The organism is Synechococcus sp. RC10A2 (genome assembly GCF_047502605.1).
In genome coordinates this window covers 23978-38974 of sequence record NZ_JANSHP010000054.1, presented here as the reverse complement: position 1 = coordinate 38974, position 14997 = coordinate 23978, and the positions used below count along the sequence as shown (strand labels likewise).

14 protein-coding genes are annotated in these 14997 nt (G+C 61.3%); 7 read left to right on the top strand and 7 right to left on the bottom strand.

Annotated features, from left to right (window positions below):
- Positions 1–30: 30 nt before the first annotated feature.
- Positions 31–1623, bottom strand: coding sequence for a LysM peptidoglycan-binding domain-containing protein (locus tag NW848_RS07225; protein ID WP_414510856.1), 1593 nt, complete (start codon positions 1621–1623; stop codon positions 31–33).
- A 399-nt stretch (positions 1624–2022) separates the two neighbouring features.
- Between NW848_RS07225 and cysS the strand changes: the two genes are divergently transcribed.
- Positions 2023–3543: a cysteine--tRNA ligase gene (gene cysS, locus NW848_RS07220; protein WP_011430718.1), complete on the top strand. Its 1521-nt coding sequence runs from the start codon at positions 2023–2025 to the stop codon at positions 3541–3543.
- Positions 3544–3566: 23 nt separating this feature from the next.
- Here the strand turns inward: cysS and NW848_RS07215 are convergent, their stop codons facing one another.
- The 6 genes from NW848_RS07215 to NW848_RS07190 all read right to left on the bottom strand — a co-directional run bounded on the left by NW848_RS07215 (position 3567) and on the right by NW848_RS07190 (position 10014).
- The gene (locus NW848_RS07215) at positions 3567–5096 is read right to left on the bottom strand and encodes a S10 family peptidase (RefSeq protein WP_011430719.1); all 1530 of its coding nucleotides are present in this window, start codon (positions 5094–5096) and stop codon (positions 3567–3569) included.
- Between the two features lie 84 nt (positions 5097–5180).
- Complete coding sequence (locus tag NW848_RS07210; protein ID WP_011430720.1) at positions 5181–5774, bottom strand: hypothetical protein; 594 nt, start codon at positions 5772–5774, stop codon at positions 5181–5183.
- A 196-nt stretch (positions 5775–5970) separates the two neighbouring features.
- A complete protein-coding gene (gene thiL / locus NW848_RS07205) occupies positions 5971–6993 on the bottom strand; it encodes a thiamine-phosphate kinase (protein WP_011430721.1) in 1023 nt (340 codons plus the stop codon).
- 83 nt (positions 6994–7076) lie between these two features.
- Positions 7077–8681 carry a circadian clock protein KaiC gene (gene kaiC / locus NW848_RS07200; RefSeq protein ID WP_011430722.1) on the bottom strand — a complete coding sequence of 535 codons (1605 nt, stop codon included), beginning with the start codon at positions 8679–8681 and terminating at the stop codon, positions 7077–7079.
- Positions 8682–8706: 25 nt separating this feature from the next.
- Positions 8707–9009, bottom strand: coding sequence for a circadian clock protein KaiB (gene kaiB, locus NW848_RS07195; protein ID WP_011430723.1), 303 nt, complete (start codon positions 9007–9009; stop codon positions 8707–8709).
- A gap of 3 nt (positions 9010–9012) precedes the next feature.
- Positions 9013–10014 carry a circadian clock protein KaiA gene (locus NW848_RS07190; protein ID WP_240527350.1) on the bottom strand — a complete coding sequence of 334 codons (1002 nt, stop codon included), beginning with the start codon at positions 10012–10014 and terminating at the stop codon, positions 9013–9015.
- Positions 10015–10172: 158 nt separating this feature from the next.
- Here NW848_RS07190 and NW848_RS07185 point away from each other — a divergent pair, with 158 nt between their 5' ends.
- The 6 genes from NW848_RS07185 to NW848_RS07160 all read left to right on the top strand — a co-directional run bounded on the left by NW848_RS07185 (position 10173) and on the right by NW848_RS07160 (position 14915).
- Positions 10173–11105 (top strand): nucleoside hydrolase, encoded by a 933-nt coding sequence (locus NW848_RS07185; protein WP_011430725.1) that lies wholly within the window; start codon positions 10173–10175, stop codon positions 11103–11105.
- A 23-nt stretch (positions 11106–11128) separates the two neighbouring features.
- The gene (gene pgsA, locus NW848_RS07180; protein WP_099813062.1) at positions 11129–11701 is read left to right on the top strand and encodes a CDP-diacylglycerol--glycerol-3-phosphate 3-phosphatidyltransferase; all 573 of its coding nucleotides are present in this window, start codon (positions 11129–11131) and stop codon (positions 11699–11701) included.
- Positions 11655–12236 carry a crossover junction endodeoxyribonuclease RuvC gene (gene ruvC, locus NW848_RS07175; RefSeq protein WP_414346959.1) on the top strand — a complete coding sequence of 194 codons (582 nt, stop codon included), beginning with the start codon at positions 11655–11657 and terminating at the stop codon, positions 12234–12236. The genes pgsA and ruvC overlap by 47 nt, the downstream gene beginning before the upstream one ends.
- Positions 12237–12302: 66 nt before the next feature.
- Positions 12303–12950 (top strand): LON peptidase substrate-binding domain-containing protein, encoded by a 648-nt coding sequence (locus NW848_RS07170; protein WP_011430728.1) that lies wholly within the window; start codon positions 12303–12305, stop codon positions 12948–12950.
- 129 nt (positions 12951–13079) lie between these two features.
- Positions 13080–13811, top strand: a complete 732-nt coding sequence (locus tag NW848_RS07165) for an alpha/beta hydrolase-fold protein (protein ID WP_414402445.1) — start codon at positions 13080–13082, stop codon at positions 13809–13811.
- Positions 13812–13856: 45 nt separating this feature from the next.
- The gene (locus NW848_RS07160) at positions 13857–14915 is read left to right on the top strand and encodes an ATP-grasp domain-containing protein (RefSeq protein WP_011430730.1); all 1059 of its coding nucleotides are present in this window, start codon (positions 13857–13859) and stop codon (positions 14913–14915) included.
- Positions 14916–14997: the final 82 nt, after the last annotated feature.

Genomic DNA, 14997 nt, shown 5'->3' with positions numbered 1-14997 from the left:
GTTCTGCGCAGCCTCTTGTTTGAAACGTGTTTAGGGCAGATAGGGCCGCGGATCCACAGGCGCGCCCCCGCCGGGGCGGACTTCAAAGTGCAAGTGTGGCCCTGTGCTGCGGCCCGTATTGCCCCGGCTCATGATTACCTGGCCCTGCTGCACATACTGGCCCTTGGACACATAGATCCGGTGACCGTGGGCGTAGCGGGTAACGATCCCGTTGGGATGGCGAATATCGACGCGATTGCCGTAGCCATCCCCGGCATTGCCGGCAAAAATGACCTCCCCCTCCTGAACGGCTACAATGGGGGATCCCACCGGGCCGGGAATATCGACCCCCGCATGGAAGCGACCGCGACGGTAGCCAAAGCCGGAGGTGATTTGCCCCGCAACCGGCCAGATGAAGCCACTGCTGCGGGCCGGAGGAAGAGCTGGAGGAGGAGCTGCCGGCGCTGGCCGAGCTTGGGATTGGCTCCGGGCTCGTCGCCCGGGGGCCGGCGGGGCGGGCTGCGTGCCAGGCGCCGGAATTGTCAGGCGTTGGCCAATGCGTAGCCAGTGGGGATTGCGCAAGTTGTTAGCCTGGATGATCGACCGCTGCGTCACCCCATAGCGAGCGGCAATCCGCTCGATGGTGTCGCCAGCTCCCACCGTGTGGACCAGCGAGCCACCGGCCAAGAGGGCCTGTCGTTCTTGCTGCATCTGCTGGGCCTGGCGTTGCTGCTCGGCCTGTAATCGAGCTTGTTCCTGGGCTTCCTCTTCCTGGCGGCGGCGTTCTTCTGCCTCGCGGCGGGCGAGCATCTCGTTCTCGCGCCGGATCAGCTCGCCCACATCGCCGGGGATGAGCAGTCGTTGGCCAATGCGCAGATACTCAGGCCGATCCAGGGGAGTTGCCTCGATGATCCGCTGCTGCGGAACCCGGTAGCGGTTGGCAATGTCTTCCAGTGTATCTCCCGGCTTGACGCTGTAGATCAATCCCGGCTGGCTGGGGATCAGCAGCTTCTGCCCTGGCCGCAGCGGCGTACTGGCTTGAATGCCGTTGGAGACAGTGATGGCGGCGGCATCGAGCTGGTACATCTGGGTCAGATGCCAGAGGGTTTCCCCCGGCTGCACCTCATGCTCGAGAATGCCTCGGGGCCCTTCCCCAGTCGGAATCTGGCCCGCCTCGAAGGCTTGCCGCAGTTGGGCTTTTTTTTGCTCGTAGTTCTGCTGCAGGGCGCCGGACAGCGTGTGCACCGAGGGCGGAATCGGCTCCGCTAGCCGGGATCCCCAAGGGTGACGAGAAAGCTGGCGTTGATGCAGCGTGGCCACCCCCGCCAAGCCCAGCATGAGCAAGAGGCCGGTGGCCCACCTCGGGTAGCCCCGTCGCGCCGGAGCCAAGGTCGAGGGATCTGGATTTTCTAGCTCGGCTGGCTCATCGGAGGGGGCCGGCCCTGACTCTTCCAGGGCATCGGCGTGGGGATCGGCCTCCAGCTTCAGGAGCCACACCAGGCCCGTTAAGCTGAGAGAAAGGGCTAAGCCAGCCCACCGGAGTCTTGACGGGGCAGACAGAAGTGCCGGCTCTCCCCCCTCGGCAGCCCGCTCCTGAGCGGTCGGGATCCCTGCCGGATCCTTGGGCGGAGAAAGGGTGCTCACGGCAGCGCTATGGATGTCCAGCTCCCTCCCCTGGGCATCTGAGAACGTCAATCTTTGGGGCATCCTCACACCAACAGGCTGACACTAGAGTGAAAGAGAAGATGTCAAAATTGAGGCCAGCGGCCCCTTGCTGCAAGCTCCACCGAGGCCGGTGAAGCCCAAGCGCAGTTCGATAATGAATACGTTGGTTCGCACTCAGGTTAGAGTACCGTAGTTAATAAATCTAGACAAGTCTTTGCAGGTAACTTCAGCTAAAATGCTTGTCCCACAATGATTTCAGCCTTCGGCCTGTTGAGATTTTGTCGAGCCTTATCCGATGTAGAACAGAGTGTGCCACCGTGCCGATCTGGAAGATAAAGCCCGCTTTGCTGTAGCTGAAACTACAAACCAGGATTCTCCATGACTTTGGTTGTCTACAACACCTTGACTCGCCGTAAAGAAGTGTTTCAACCCTTCGGTGGCTCTGAGTCCATTTCTGCCGACGAGGCGGCGGGCGGGGAGAAGCCGCTGGTGCGGATGTACGTCTGCGGCGTCACGGTTTACGACCTCTGCCATCTCGGCCACGCGCGCACCTATGTGGTGTGGGATATGGTGCGTCGTTACCTGGAGTGCCGCGGCTACCGGGTGAAGTATGTGCAGAACTTTACCGACGTGGACGACAAGATCCTCAAGCGGGCCTTAGAGCGGGGCGAGTCGATGCAGGCGGTGGCGGAACGCTTCATCGCCGAGTATTTCCAAGATATGGATCGCCTCAACATCAAGCGGGCCGATCTCTACCCCAGGGCAACCCGATCGCTGCGGGCCATGTTCGAGCTGATCCAATCGCTGGAGCTCAAGGGCTTTGCCTACCGGGTACGGGATCCCCTCGCCCCTCAGGGGGAGACTCCTGCTTACGATGTCTACTATGCCGTCCGTAAGTTCCCGGATTACGGCCAGCTCTCCGGTCGCAAGCTGGAGGAGCTGGAGGCAGGGGCCAGCGGCCGGGTGGGAGAAGAGGGCGCTGGCAAACGGGATCCCTTTGACTTTGCCCTTTGGAAGGCGGCCCCCCCTTCCGAGCCGGGGTTTGAGTCCCCTTGGGGTTGGGGGCGACCGGGCTGGCACATCGAGTGTTCGGCCATGGTGCGAGAGACTCTGGGGGATCACATCGACATTCACGCTGGTGGGGCAGACCTCATTTTTCCCCACCACGAGAACGAGCTGGCCCAATCCGAGCCAATTACCGGCAAGCCGCTGGCCAAGTACTGGCTGCACAACGGCTTTGTCAACGTCAACGGCCAGAAGATGTCCAAATCTTTGGGCAACTTCACCACCCTACGACAGGCCCTTGCCCTCTATCACCCCATGGCCCTGCGGCTGTTCCTGCTGCAGACCCATTACCGCAGCCCGATTGACCTCACTGAAGCAGCAATGGAGGCGGCCAGCCACGGCTGGGAGACTCTCCAAAAAGGGATCCACTGCGCCCAGCAGTTTGGCCAAGGGGGATCCCCCGATTCCGAGGCGATGAGGGCTTTCCAGACGGCCATGGACGACGACTTCGGCACCCCTGGGGCGCTGGCTCTTGCCTTTGAGCTGGCCAAGGAACTGATCCGCGAGCACAACCTCTTGACCCACCAGGGCCACACCCACCTGCAGCCGCACTTGCTGAGGCAGAAGGGCGCCGCCCTGCTGGAGATCTTGGCCACGCTGGGCTTCTGCTGGCCCCAGCCTGCCCAGGGATCCGAGAAAGCTGCCGCCAACGGGGAACTGGCCAAGCTTCCACCCCTTGAAGACGCGCGGATTGAAGAGCTGGTGGCCCAACGCACGGCGGCCCGCAAGGCGAAAAACTTTGCCGAAGCCGATCGCATTCGGGAGCAGTTAAAGGCTCTGGGGATCACCCTTATCGACCAAAAAGACGGCACCACCCGTTGGCTGCGGCAGTAGGCAGGCGGGGTTGGGATTGCCCATCACGCAGGGATCCCCGAGCTGGAAACGGCCTTTCGGTAAAACTCAGCCATTTCGGCAAACCACTCGGCCCGCGAGGGATCCCAGGTGTAGAACATGTGGCCGCCGCGGTAGTGGCGCAGGGTGAGGTTGGCCTTGAGGCGGGGATCCAGCTTCATCAAATCCACCAGGTGGTTGGAGGCAAAGTAAGGGGTGACCAGGTCGTAGAAGCCGTGGTGAATGCTCACCCGCATGTGGGGGTTGAGGGCCATGCTGCTGCGCAGCTCGTCCATGGCGCCGATGAACCCTTGCTTGAGCTCCCCCTTGGGGGCGAAGCGCCAGGACTTGAACACCTCTAGGTTCAGGAGGTGATAGGTCAGCTCCGTGTCCACCTGCAGGGTCTCCCGCAGGTGGCTGTTGATGGCGGCAGTAAACAGGCGATCTACCCCATCTAAGGTGGGATCGGATCCCTCGAAGGTAGGCCGATCCGGAAAGGGATCCACGGTGGTTACAGAGGCGTCGTAGAGCCCCAGCACCAGCCGCTGGGAGCGCAACAGCTCGCGGGCAAAGCTGGCCGGGTCGATCCGCCCCCCCTTGTGGGCCACATACTCCGGCGAGAGTCCGATCCCTGCCGCCATCTCCGCGTAGATGGCCTGCCGCTCCGCTTCTGGCATCGCCTCTCCCATGGCCAAGAGGGGCAACAGCCGCTGGCGGGCAAAGCCTTCTGCTTTGGGCAGCAGGATCTGCAAATCCTCCCCCCAGCCACACCGCCCATGATAGGCTGCTGTGGCGACATAGGAGGGGAAAAGCATTGCCCAGGTGCTGAGGTTGTAATCGGTGGTCTCCAGCAGCCCGAACTCGATGGCCGGCGAGATGAGAATAGCCCCCGACAGGCCCACGCCAAACTTGGCTTGCAGCTCCTTGGCCAGCCGCGCCACCCGAAAGCCCCCGTAGCTCTCGCCGGCAATGAAAATGGGAGAGAGCCAGCGCTTGTAGCGCGAGAGGAAGCCCTGGATAAACTCGCCCAAGGATTGCAAATCCCGCTCCACGTCCCAAAAGGGAGCCTCCTTGGGGGGCTCGTCTTCCTTTTCCTCCGCCTGGGTGGGCTTGGCCGCCGGATCGGATTTTTCCTGAGAACTTTTGGCGTCTTGAGACTCCTTGGGCAGGGCGCGGCTGAACCCCGTCCCCACCGGATCGACAAAGACCAAATCAGAAAACAGCAGCCAACTTTCGCCGTTATCCACCAGTTGCACTGGCGAGGGCGGCAAGCTGCCGTTGGGCCCAAAGCGGAGGCGTCTCGGCCCCAGGGATCCCATGTGCAAATAGGCAGAGGCCGCCCCCGGCCCGCCGTTGAAGACGAAGGTGAGAGGCCGCTGTCGGGAGTCAACCTCCTGCCTCAGATAGGCGACGTGGAAGATCTCGGCTACCGGCTTTTCCCGCCGGAAGAGGGTCTGCCAGCCGGCCACCGCCCTGTAGGGGAAGGACTTTCCCCCGGCGTTGAACGTGTGCTCCGTGGTGTGCAGGACAGGAGTGGACTTGGATTCTGCAGGCATAGAGACACGGGATCCACAACTTGCTGATCCAGTGAATCACAAGTTGCCGGATCTCCACCCCTGCCTTGGAATAGAAGCCGGGGATTACAGGGTGAGCGGCGCTTCCAAAGTCAGATTAAACGACTGGCCGGGGCGCAGCACCACCACCTGGGGAGCGGTTACATTGCCCACCACCACGCCAGCCACTGCCCCGCCTAGAACATTGCCCGCCGAGACGCCGCCGCTGATGGCTCCCAAAAGGGTGCCTGCGACTGCCCCGATGGCTGCATCCTGGGCGATGGCCTCAGCCGAATACTGGCGGGGATCCTTCTCGTCGTGGAGGATGCCGGAAGAGGCCTGCAGGCTATAGGTGCGACCGCCGAGGACGATGGAGGTGGCAACAAAGCGGGATCCGCCCGGTGCCGGTTCCATTTGCCCAAAAACGCGGCTGCCCGCCGGGATCACCAAACGCCCCTGGTTGTCGAAAATGTTTTGCGTGACGGCCACCTCCAGCGGGTAGATGGTGTCGGGGTAAAAGTATTGCGGCCCTTCGCTGCTGAGGCTGCCGACGGGAATAATCGTCCCCTGCTCAAGGCGGTAGGCACCCAATTGGAAAAGCGGCTGGGCCTCTCCTGGCAAGGGGGCCAGCAGAGGGATCCCTGCCAAACCGATCGCGGCTGCTGCTAAGATAGCTTTCATCCAGAAGTCTCCAATTCTCCGAAGTTCTGCACGTGCCCGCGGCCTTTTCGGGCCGAGGTTTGTCCTTTTGCGGTTTTCTCTACACTTCCAGGTTACCCAATCCCAGTTCCGGTTTCCTTTCCGACTCGAGTAGCTTGGTTTTCAACTTTGGGCAGTTTTGAGCGGCCTAGGTGGCCAGTGAGTTTTTCAGACAGGCTCAAAAGTGCTGGAAGGCCTGCTGGCGGCTGAGGATTTGCCCGTCCTGCAACCGCACCGTCCCCTGCGGATCCCAGCCGGTTACTTCCCCAATCCAGGCGGCTCCTGGCAACTTTTCCAACAGATGCTTGGCCACCGACACCTCGGCACTGAGAAGCAGCTCAAAGTCTTCGCCCCCATAAAGCGCCCACTCCAAAGCTTGGGCCGGGAACGCCTGGCGCAAAGCCACCGAAATCGGGATCCGCTCCGCCGCGATCCGCGCCGCTACCCCACTGCTCTGGCACACCTGCACCAGGGCGTCCGCCAAGCCATCGCTGGTGTCCATGCCGGCCAGGCGCAGAGGACCGGGGAGCGCTTCCAAAAGGGACAGAACATCCAAGCGCGGGCGCGGGTATTGGTGGGCTCTGATCAACTGCTGCCGCTGTGCTGCCGTGGCTGAGGATCCCTGTTCGGGATGGAGCAGCAGCTCCAGGCCGGCCCGCGCGTCGCCGTGGGGCCCTGTGACCACCAGCCAATCGCCCGGCTGAGCCCGTCTGCGCTCAATCGCCCGCCCCGGCTGCACCGATCCCAGGGCCGTGATCGCCACAAACCGCTGCGGCGACCGACACAGATCCCCCCCCACCAATTCTGCTCCCCAACGGGCACAGCAGGCCCGCATCCCTTCGTAGAGCTCCTCTACCCAAGCCACCGGCGTGGATCCCGGCAGGCCCAAGCCCACCACCAACGCCCGCGGACGGGATCCCATCGCTGCCAGATCCGAGAGATTGGCCGCCACCGCCCGCCAGCCCACCGCGTGGGCCGGGGTTGTCACGTCGCTAAAGTGAACCCCCTCCACCAAGACATCGGTGCTCACCACCAACTGCCCCTCAGGAGCGGGCAACACCGCCCCGTCGTCTCCCACCACCTGGGCAGGACAGTAGCGCTGCACGATCTGCAACAGCCCCGCCTCGCCGATGGCCGAGATGGGCGTGGGAGAAGAGCTGCTCTTGGGTTGAGGGAAAAAGTCGGGAAGATCGCTGAACAAAGGAGCCCCTGGCGGATGCACGCAGCCAAAAACCTATGGTTGCAAAATGTTAGGGGCAGTTGGCGCCGGTCAAGCCCAAGCCCCTACTCGTCCAAAGATTGGACATTTTGCACAATTCGAGAGAGCTCGTTCTTCTCATCCACATTGATGCGGGTCGGGGATCCGCTGATAATCCGCTCGTAGCCGCGGAAGGAATCGCGAATTTGAATCCCCGAATCCGAGATGAGGTACTCGCGGATGCCCTTGTCATGCCAGGATCCCCGCATTTTAAAGACGTTGAGCGCCCGTGCCATCTCGCCGCGAATCTCCACATACTGCAGCAGAATGATTGTGTCGGTGATGGTGGAGATGTGCGACTCGGTAATGGAATGGGATCCCATGAATTGATCGGTGGTGTTGGTGAAAAAGCCGGTGATCTCCTCCTGCTTGGCCAGGCCGGTTACGCCGATAACAAACTGTCGAAAAGCATTTTGGCTCACACCCCGCGCCAGCGCCGACAGCGAGTCGATGGCCATGCGGGAGGGCTTGAAGGCCATCATCTCGGTTTTGATCTTCTGCAGGTGGTCTTCCAGGCCGGCGGACTCGGGGTAGGCGCAGATGATCTTAAGGAGGCCTTGCCGCTCAAACTCCTCAAAGTCGATGCCCCAGGAAGAGGCATTGCGGGCAAGCTGGGCCCGCGACTCTTCGTAGGCAAACAGGATGCAGCGCTCCCCATTTAGGCAGCCTCGCTCGAGGAACTTGCTCACCAGCGAGGTCTTGCCTGTGCCGGTGGCGCCGGTAGCCAAGATAATCGAGTCTTTGAAAAAGCCACCGCCGCACATCTCGTCCAGCTTCTCGATGCCGGAAGAGACGCGCACGTTGGAAGAGCGCTGCGTCAGTTGCATCGCTCCCAGCGGGAAGATGTTGATCCCCTCGTTGGTGATGGTGAAGGGATATTCCCCCTTCATGTGGGTGGTGCCCCGCAGCTTCAGGATCTCGATGGTACGCCGCCGCTTCTCCCCCTCCAGGATGTTGCGCAGGATCACCACGTTGTCGGAGACGAACTCCTCCACCCCATAGCGGGCGATGGGGCCGTACTCCTCAGTGCGCTCGGTGGTCATGACCGTGGTGACGTTGGCCTGCTTGAGGCGGGCTGTCAGGCGAAACAGCTCCCGCCGCACCACGCCCGCCGGCTCATACTGCTGAAAGATGGCCGTTACCGAGTCGATGGCCACCCGCTTGGCTTTGTATTTGCGAATGGCATATTGGATGCGCTCGATGAGGGCCGACAAATCGAAATTGCCGCTTACCTCGTAGCCCTCCGGATCCGGCGAAGCATCCAGAATAAAGAGCTGCCCCTTGTCGATGAGGGCCTGCAGATCCCAGCCGAAGCTGGCGGCGTTGCGAATGATGTCGGCAGGGGTCTCCTCAAAAGTAACAAAGATCCCTGGCTCCTGGTACTTGACAATGCCGTTGTAGAGAAACTGCAGGGCAAACAGAGTTTTGCCGGTGCCGGAGGTACCGCTGACCAAGGTGGTGCGGCCCAGGGGCAGCCCGCCGTGGCTGATGTCTTCAAAACCCTCGATACCCGTCTGTTTTTTCGGGATCCCCCGCGGCTCGGGCCCGCCCAGGAAGTAGGTCGATGGGATCCCCTCCGCGGCGTTACCTTGCAGCTTTTCTGACTCAGAAGGTTCCAATGGTTGGTTCATGCCCCTCTCTCCCCTAAAACCTGTCCTAAGCCTCTTCGTCCAATTCTTCGTAGAGCAGATCTAGGCCGATGAGCACCTTCTCTCGGTTGGACAGATCGCCGATAATCTTCCGCACCGGCGGCGGCAGGATTTTGGCCAGGGTCGGTGTTGCCAGGATCTTATCTTCCTCTGCCAGTTGCGGATTTTTCAAGACGTCGATGACTTTCAGGCTGTACACGCCGCGGAACTCTTTTTCCAGAATGTCTTGCAAGGTGCTGAGGGCGCGCAGAGAATTGGGGGTATTGCCCGCCACGTAGAGCTTGAGGACATAGGCTTTGCGAGTGGACATAACCTAGGGATCCCTTGGGGCAGATTTGGGAATGGAGCGGCGGTACATTTCGCTCAGGTGGGCCATCACGTCGATGAGAGTGAGGCGGTAATCCAGCAGGATCTCTTCGCTGCGACCCTCCAGTTTTAGTTGTTTGGCAAAATCCTCCATTAGGTTCATGTGCAGCTCCAACAGTTGGGCGGCGCCGATGTCGGCAAAAAAGGCAAGGGCCACCAGCTCGTCGATGCGGGCATTGACGGTCTCAGGAGATTGAAAATACTCCAGGACAATAGCCTGGTAAAGGTTACGCAGCCGCCGCATGAGGGCCTGCTGCTCGTCGGGGGGCAGGTGGCGGTAGAACAGCTCCGGATCCCGATGGTAGTACACGCCGGCGTAGCCGAGGCGTTCCCGCAGCTTTTCCGCCAGCCGCCGCTGCTGCTGGTGCGTGTAGAGCAGGTAGGGCTGATCCTTGGGGTGAGGGTTTGCTGCAGGCAGGCTGCAGGTGGGGGAAATCTGGAGAAACAGGGCAATGGCTCGGTTGATCAGCAGCTCCAAGGGAGAAGCAGAAGGAGTGGCCTGGGATCCCTTTGGCGGCAACAGCTCTGACGGCGAGACGAGGCGAACCAGAGTGGCGTTGTGGTAGAAAAACCGCTCCCGCTTGAGCAGAGCTCTCGCCCCCGGAGGAACAGGGGGGGAGGACGCTTCGCCGGAGCGGCTGGCGCCGCCTTCCGGTTTGAGCTCTTCCGACACAATGGCCACCACTGTCGGCAGCAACAGTCCCTGCTTGCAAAGCTGACAGCCCAACGCCTCCAGCTTGTCCAGCCGCGTCGCTTCCACCAGCAGCACCAGGCAGTCCGGATGGTTTTCCTCCCCTCGCAGAGCCTCCAGAAAGGCTTCCGGATCCTGGAAGACCTCAGCCACAAAGCGTTCTGGCGACAACAAAGCCTCTGCCGCCAGCGGCTCTCCAGCAGGCGGCTCCCAGTCGAGCAAAAGGCTGATGTGCAGTGGGTGGGTGTCGGGCTTCAATAAGGATAGAAAACGATAAGAACCGCCTTCGATCTTAAATCTTAAATCTTCTTAAACCTGACCGGAATCTGCCTTGGCCTTCAGAGTCAGCCAAGGGAGACTCAAAGAGAGCGTGCCATTGCCGCCTACACTAGGGGTGAAAGGCCTCTGGGAGCCCTATGGTGCCCCTGATCATCGATTGCGACCCCGGCCAAGACGACGCGGTGGCCCTGCTCCTGGCGATGGCTTCGCCGGAGCTAGAGGTGCTGGGCATTACCACGGTGGCCGGCAATGTCTCTGTGGAAAAAACCAGCCGCAACGCCCGGCAGATCTGCGAGCTGGCCGGCTGCCCGCAGATGGCAGTCTATGCCGGCTGTCCCCGCCCGCTGTTGCGCCCGCTGCAGACTGCCGAAGAGGTGCACGGCAAAAGCGGGATCGACGGGGCCAACTTGCCGGAGCCCCAGATGCCGCTGGGATCCCTGCACGCCGTGCAGTACCTGATCGAGACCTTGATGGCGGCGCAGGAGCCGGTTACCCTGGCGCTGCTGGGCCCGATGACCAACTTGGCAGTAGCCCTGGTGCAGCAGCCCCGCATCGTGGAGCGCATCCGACGTCTGGTGTTCATGGGGGGATCTGCCTTTGAGGGAAACACCACCCCGGCCGCCGAGTTCAACATCTTCACCGATCCCCATGCTGCTCAGATCGTGCTCAGCGCCGGGATCCCCGAGGTGGTGATGCTGGGCCTGAACGTTACCCAGCAAGTCCTCAGTACGCCGGAGCGGATCGAGCGGATCCGCGCCCTCGGCACGCGGGTAGGCCAGACGGTGGCCGACATGCTCGCCTTCTACGGCAAGTTCGACATCCGGCGCTACGGCCTGCCGGGGGGGCCGCTGCACGATCCCTGTGTAGTCGCCTACCTGCTGCAGCCGCAGTTGTTCGAGCTCAAGCCCTGCTACGTGGAGGTGGAGACGGCTAGCCCCCTCAATCTGGGCCGGACGGTGGTGGATCGCTGGGGGCTGAGTGGCCGCCCCGCCAATGTGCAGGTAGCTTTTGGGGTGGATGCCGAGGAGTTTTACCGCCTGCTCACCGAGCGCTTAGGCCGCTATCGGTAGTCGAGGTCGTCAAGGAGGTCGAGGTGAACCCTACCAGCCCAGTCCTAGTTCCCAAGCCGGCGTGGCTCAACCTGCCCACCGCCATCACCTTGCTGCGCCTTGGAGGGATCCCTTTGATTCTGCTGGGGCTGGGCCTGGGATCCCCGCTGGGGCAAGGGCTGGCTTTCTGGGCGTTTTTGCTGGCGGCGGCAACTGATTGGCTGGACGGCCACTTGGCCCGCCGCTATGGGCTGGTGACCGATGTGGGCAAGGTTCTGGATCCCCTGGTGGACAAGCTGCTGGTGCTGGCCCCGCTGCTGAGCCTGCTGGAGCTGGGGCGGATCCCCGCTTGGGGAGTGTTTTTGTTGGTGGGGCGAGAGCTGGCCATCGCCGGCTGGCGGGCCAACCAAAGCCAAATCCGCGGCGCCAATCTCTGGGGCAAAGCCAAGACGGTCGCCCAAATCCTGGCCATCGCCCTGCTGATCCTGAACTGGCCTATCGGGATCCCCTGTTTTTGGGTGGCGGTGGCCCTCACTCTGATCTCGGGGTTGACCTATTTGTACACCGACCATGCCACGCCGGACGCCTCTGCCGGCAAGGAGAGACCCCCTGCCTGATCGCGTCAGCGGGACGGAGTCCTCTCGCGTCAGCGGGACGGAGTCCTCAGACCCCACCCCTGAGCAGCGTATCCTCGGCCTCGACCCGGGGTTGGGGACGGTGGGTTTTGGCTGCATCCTGGCAGGTGCCGGCGGACTTCGCTCCCTGGACTACGGAGTCATCAGCACCCCTGGGGAGCAATCAATCCCGGAACGGCTGCAAACCCTCTACGAGGATCTAAAGGAGCTGCTGCGCCAGTTTCAGCCCCATCAGGTGGGGTTGGAAAAGCTCTTCTTCTACAAAATGGGCAACACCATCCCCATCGCCCAGGCGCGGGGGGTGATCCTACTCGTCCTGGCCCAGTATCATCTGGTGCCGGTGGAGTTCACCCCTGCCCAGGTGAAGCAAAGCCTGACGGGCTACGGGCGCGCTGACAAACAGGCCGTGCAAGCCGCCGTGGCCCGCGAGCTCAATCTGCCCAGCCTGCCCCGCCCCGACGATGCTGCCGATGCCCTGGCCATCGCCATCACCCTTTGGCACCACCGCTTTGCTTAGGAATCGGTCGGTGTGGCTCCGTCGAGATCGCTAAACTAGACTCAGTAGCGCAAAAAGCAAAGCCTTATGCCTTCCTCTTCTGTGGACGTACGTGAGCTACCCCTGTTTCCCCTGCCAGAGGTGGTGTTGTTTCCGGGCCGCCCCCTGCCGCTGCACATTTTCGAGTACCGCTATCGCATGATGATCAACACCATCCTGGAGACGGATCGCCGTTTCGGGGTGCTGATGTTCGATCCCCAGACGGGATCCCCGGTGCGGGTGGGCTGTTGTGCCGAGGTGTTGCAGGTACAGCGGTTGCCGGATGACCGCATGGACATTTTGACCTTGGGGCAGCAGCGCTTCCGGGTGTTGAACTACGTGCGGGAAAAGCCCTTCCGGGTGGGGCTGGTGGAGTGGATTGAGGATGAGCCGACCACTGCGGATTTGCAGGGCTTGGTGCAGCAGGTTTCCACCCTACTTCAGGATGTGGTGCGCCTCTCCGGCAAGCTAATGGAGCGGGAGACGGAGCTGCCGGAGCGACTGCCCACTACCCCGATAGAGTTATCCTACTGGGTTGCCAGCCACTTTCACGGGGCTCCCCGGGAGCAGCAAGCGCTGCTGGAAATGGTCAGCACCGAAAATCGCCTGCGGCGGGAAGCCGAGATCCTCGAGTCCACCCGCAAGCACTTGGCCGCCCGCACTGCCCTCAAGGATTTGTTCTCCGAAATCTCCTAAAATTTCTTGGGATCGCTTGAAAGACGCAGGCCACGGGGGAGTTGTCAGCCGTTCTGGCGCTCGCGTTGCCACCCGTCTCAACGGCGGCTGCAAAAGCCGGCTGAGGTTCAGTGATTGTCCAGGGATCCGATGTCCTACCCTCGCCGTTATCTGCGCTTTGCCTCCCGGGTTCTGGGCCGAGAAATGGAGATGCTCCACTTTGGGCATCGCGGCTACCCGCTCATCTGCCTGCCCACCAGCAATGGGCGTTTTTTCGATCTGGAAGATCGCGGCATTATCGCCAGCCTCGGCCATCACTTGGAGCAGGGCTATTTGCAGGCCTTTTGCGTGGAAACCCTCGATTGGGAGACCTTGTTCAACCGCGAGCTGGACGTGCCCCAGCGGCGGGATCGCTGGCTGTTGTTGGAGCAACACTGGGTAGAAGAGCTGATCCCCTACGCCAAAGCAGAAGCGCAAAATAACTTTCTGGTGGTGGCAGGCTTCTCTCTGGGGGCCACCCACGCCGTCAACCTCACCTGCCGGCACCCTGGCCTGGTGCGCCGTTGTCTGGCGCTGGGGGGGCCCTACGATGTGGCGGCCCTCGGCTCCGTCACCGGCTGGGATCCCCAACAGGCGGAACAGGAGCTGTATTTCATCAACCCCTTGGCCTACCTGTCCAACATGAGCCGACAACTCTGGGATCAGCTGGGCGGGCGCAACACCGAGCTAAAACTGCTCACCGCCCACCGCGACCACTGCCTCAACGACAATCTGCGCCTGGCAGAAGTCCTCCGCCGCAACGACATCCCCCATCACCTGGAGGTATGGGAAGGGGATCACGACTGGCCCACCTGGCAAGCGCAAATCCGCGCCTTCGCCTAGGATCCCTTGCAGAGGAGTCAGAGAGCTTTTGATGAGAGAGCCTGGATGATCGAAGACTACTGGGTTGGCAGCCTGCACTTCAGCGAGCCTTTTGGGGACGACACCCTGGCCCGTCTCAACGCCCTTCCCCCCATTCAAGCCCGCAACGGCCAAGCCTACAAGATCCGGGCGGAACATGTCACCATTCACGAGGTGAACCTGGATTACCGCACCAAGTACCGCCTCATCCTAGACCGCTTCAGCTACCTTTACCCCCAGGCCATCGGCCTGTTCATGGGCTTTGCCTTCAGGGGGGTGTACATCATCAACAACCCCTTCAGCTTTTACTACTACCTGCGCAACAAAGATGCCGCCTACATGGTGGTCAAAGAGCTGGGGATCTCCATCCCCAAGACTTACATTCTGCCCCCCAAGGAGGCCCCAGCTTTGAAAGCCGAAGATTTTAAGTATCACAAGTTCTTCGATTGGCAGGGGATGGCAGAAGATCTCGGCTGGCCAATCGTGATCAAGCCGGCAGAGGGACGGGAGGCCATCGGAGTCGAAATCGCCTACAACATGGAGCAGCTTCTCTACTTTTACGACCGCTCCGGATCCCAGGTGATGATGCTCCAGGAGAAGGTTAAAAGTCCTTATCCCTGGCAGATTCGCGCTCTCTGTATTGGCCGAAAGATCATCCCAATTAAATACATCTTTCGCAAGTTCGATGCCAGCGAATATCTGTTCGATCCAGAGTTTCTCACGCCGGAGATGGGCAAAAAAGTTATCGACACCTGCCGGATCATCAATCGGGCGTTGGGCTATGAAATGAACTCGGTGGAGCTGTTTATCGACGAACAAGGGGAGCTACAGGCCATTGACTTTAACAATCCGGTGCCCGATGGCCGCCTCAAGGCTTTGGGAGAAATTTTTTACAACGATTACCAGCAGGCCCTTTGCGATTTGGTCGTAGATATTGTGCGGGAACAGCGTCCTTTCGACTTCTTGCCCCCAGACGTCAACCGCTTTGCCCAGATCGCCCGGCGAGCCGACCTCACCCGTGAGCAGAAGTTTCAGATGGCTCTCGAGCTGGCCAACCGCTACTACGAGCCCAGGGATCCCGAATAAAATAACTTAACAAAAGCACGGTCTAGCGCTGGGAAAGCTTTGGGCTGGGCAAAGAGCAGTTGCCTGGCTTTCGTCTATGGGA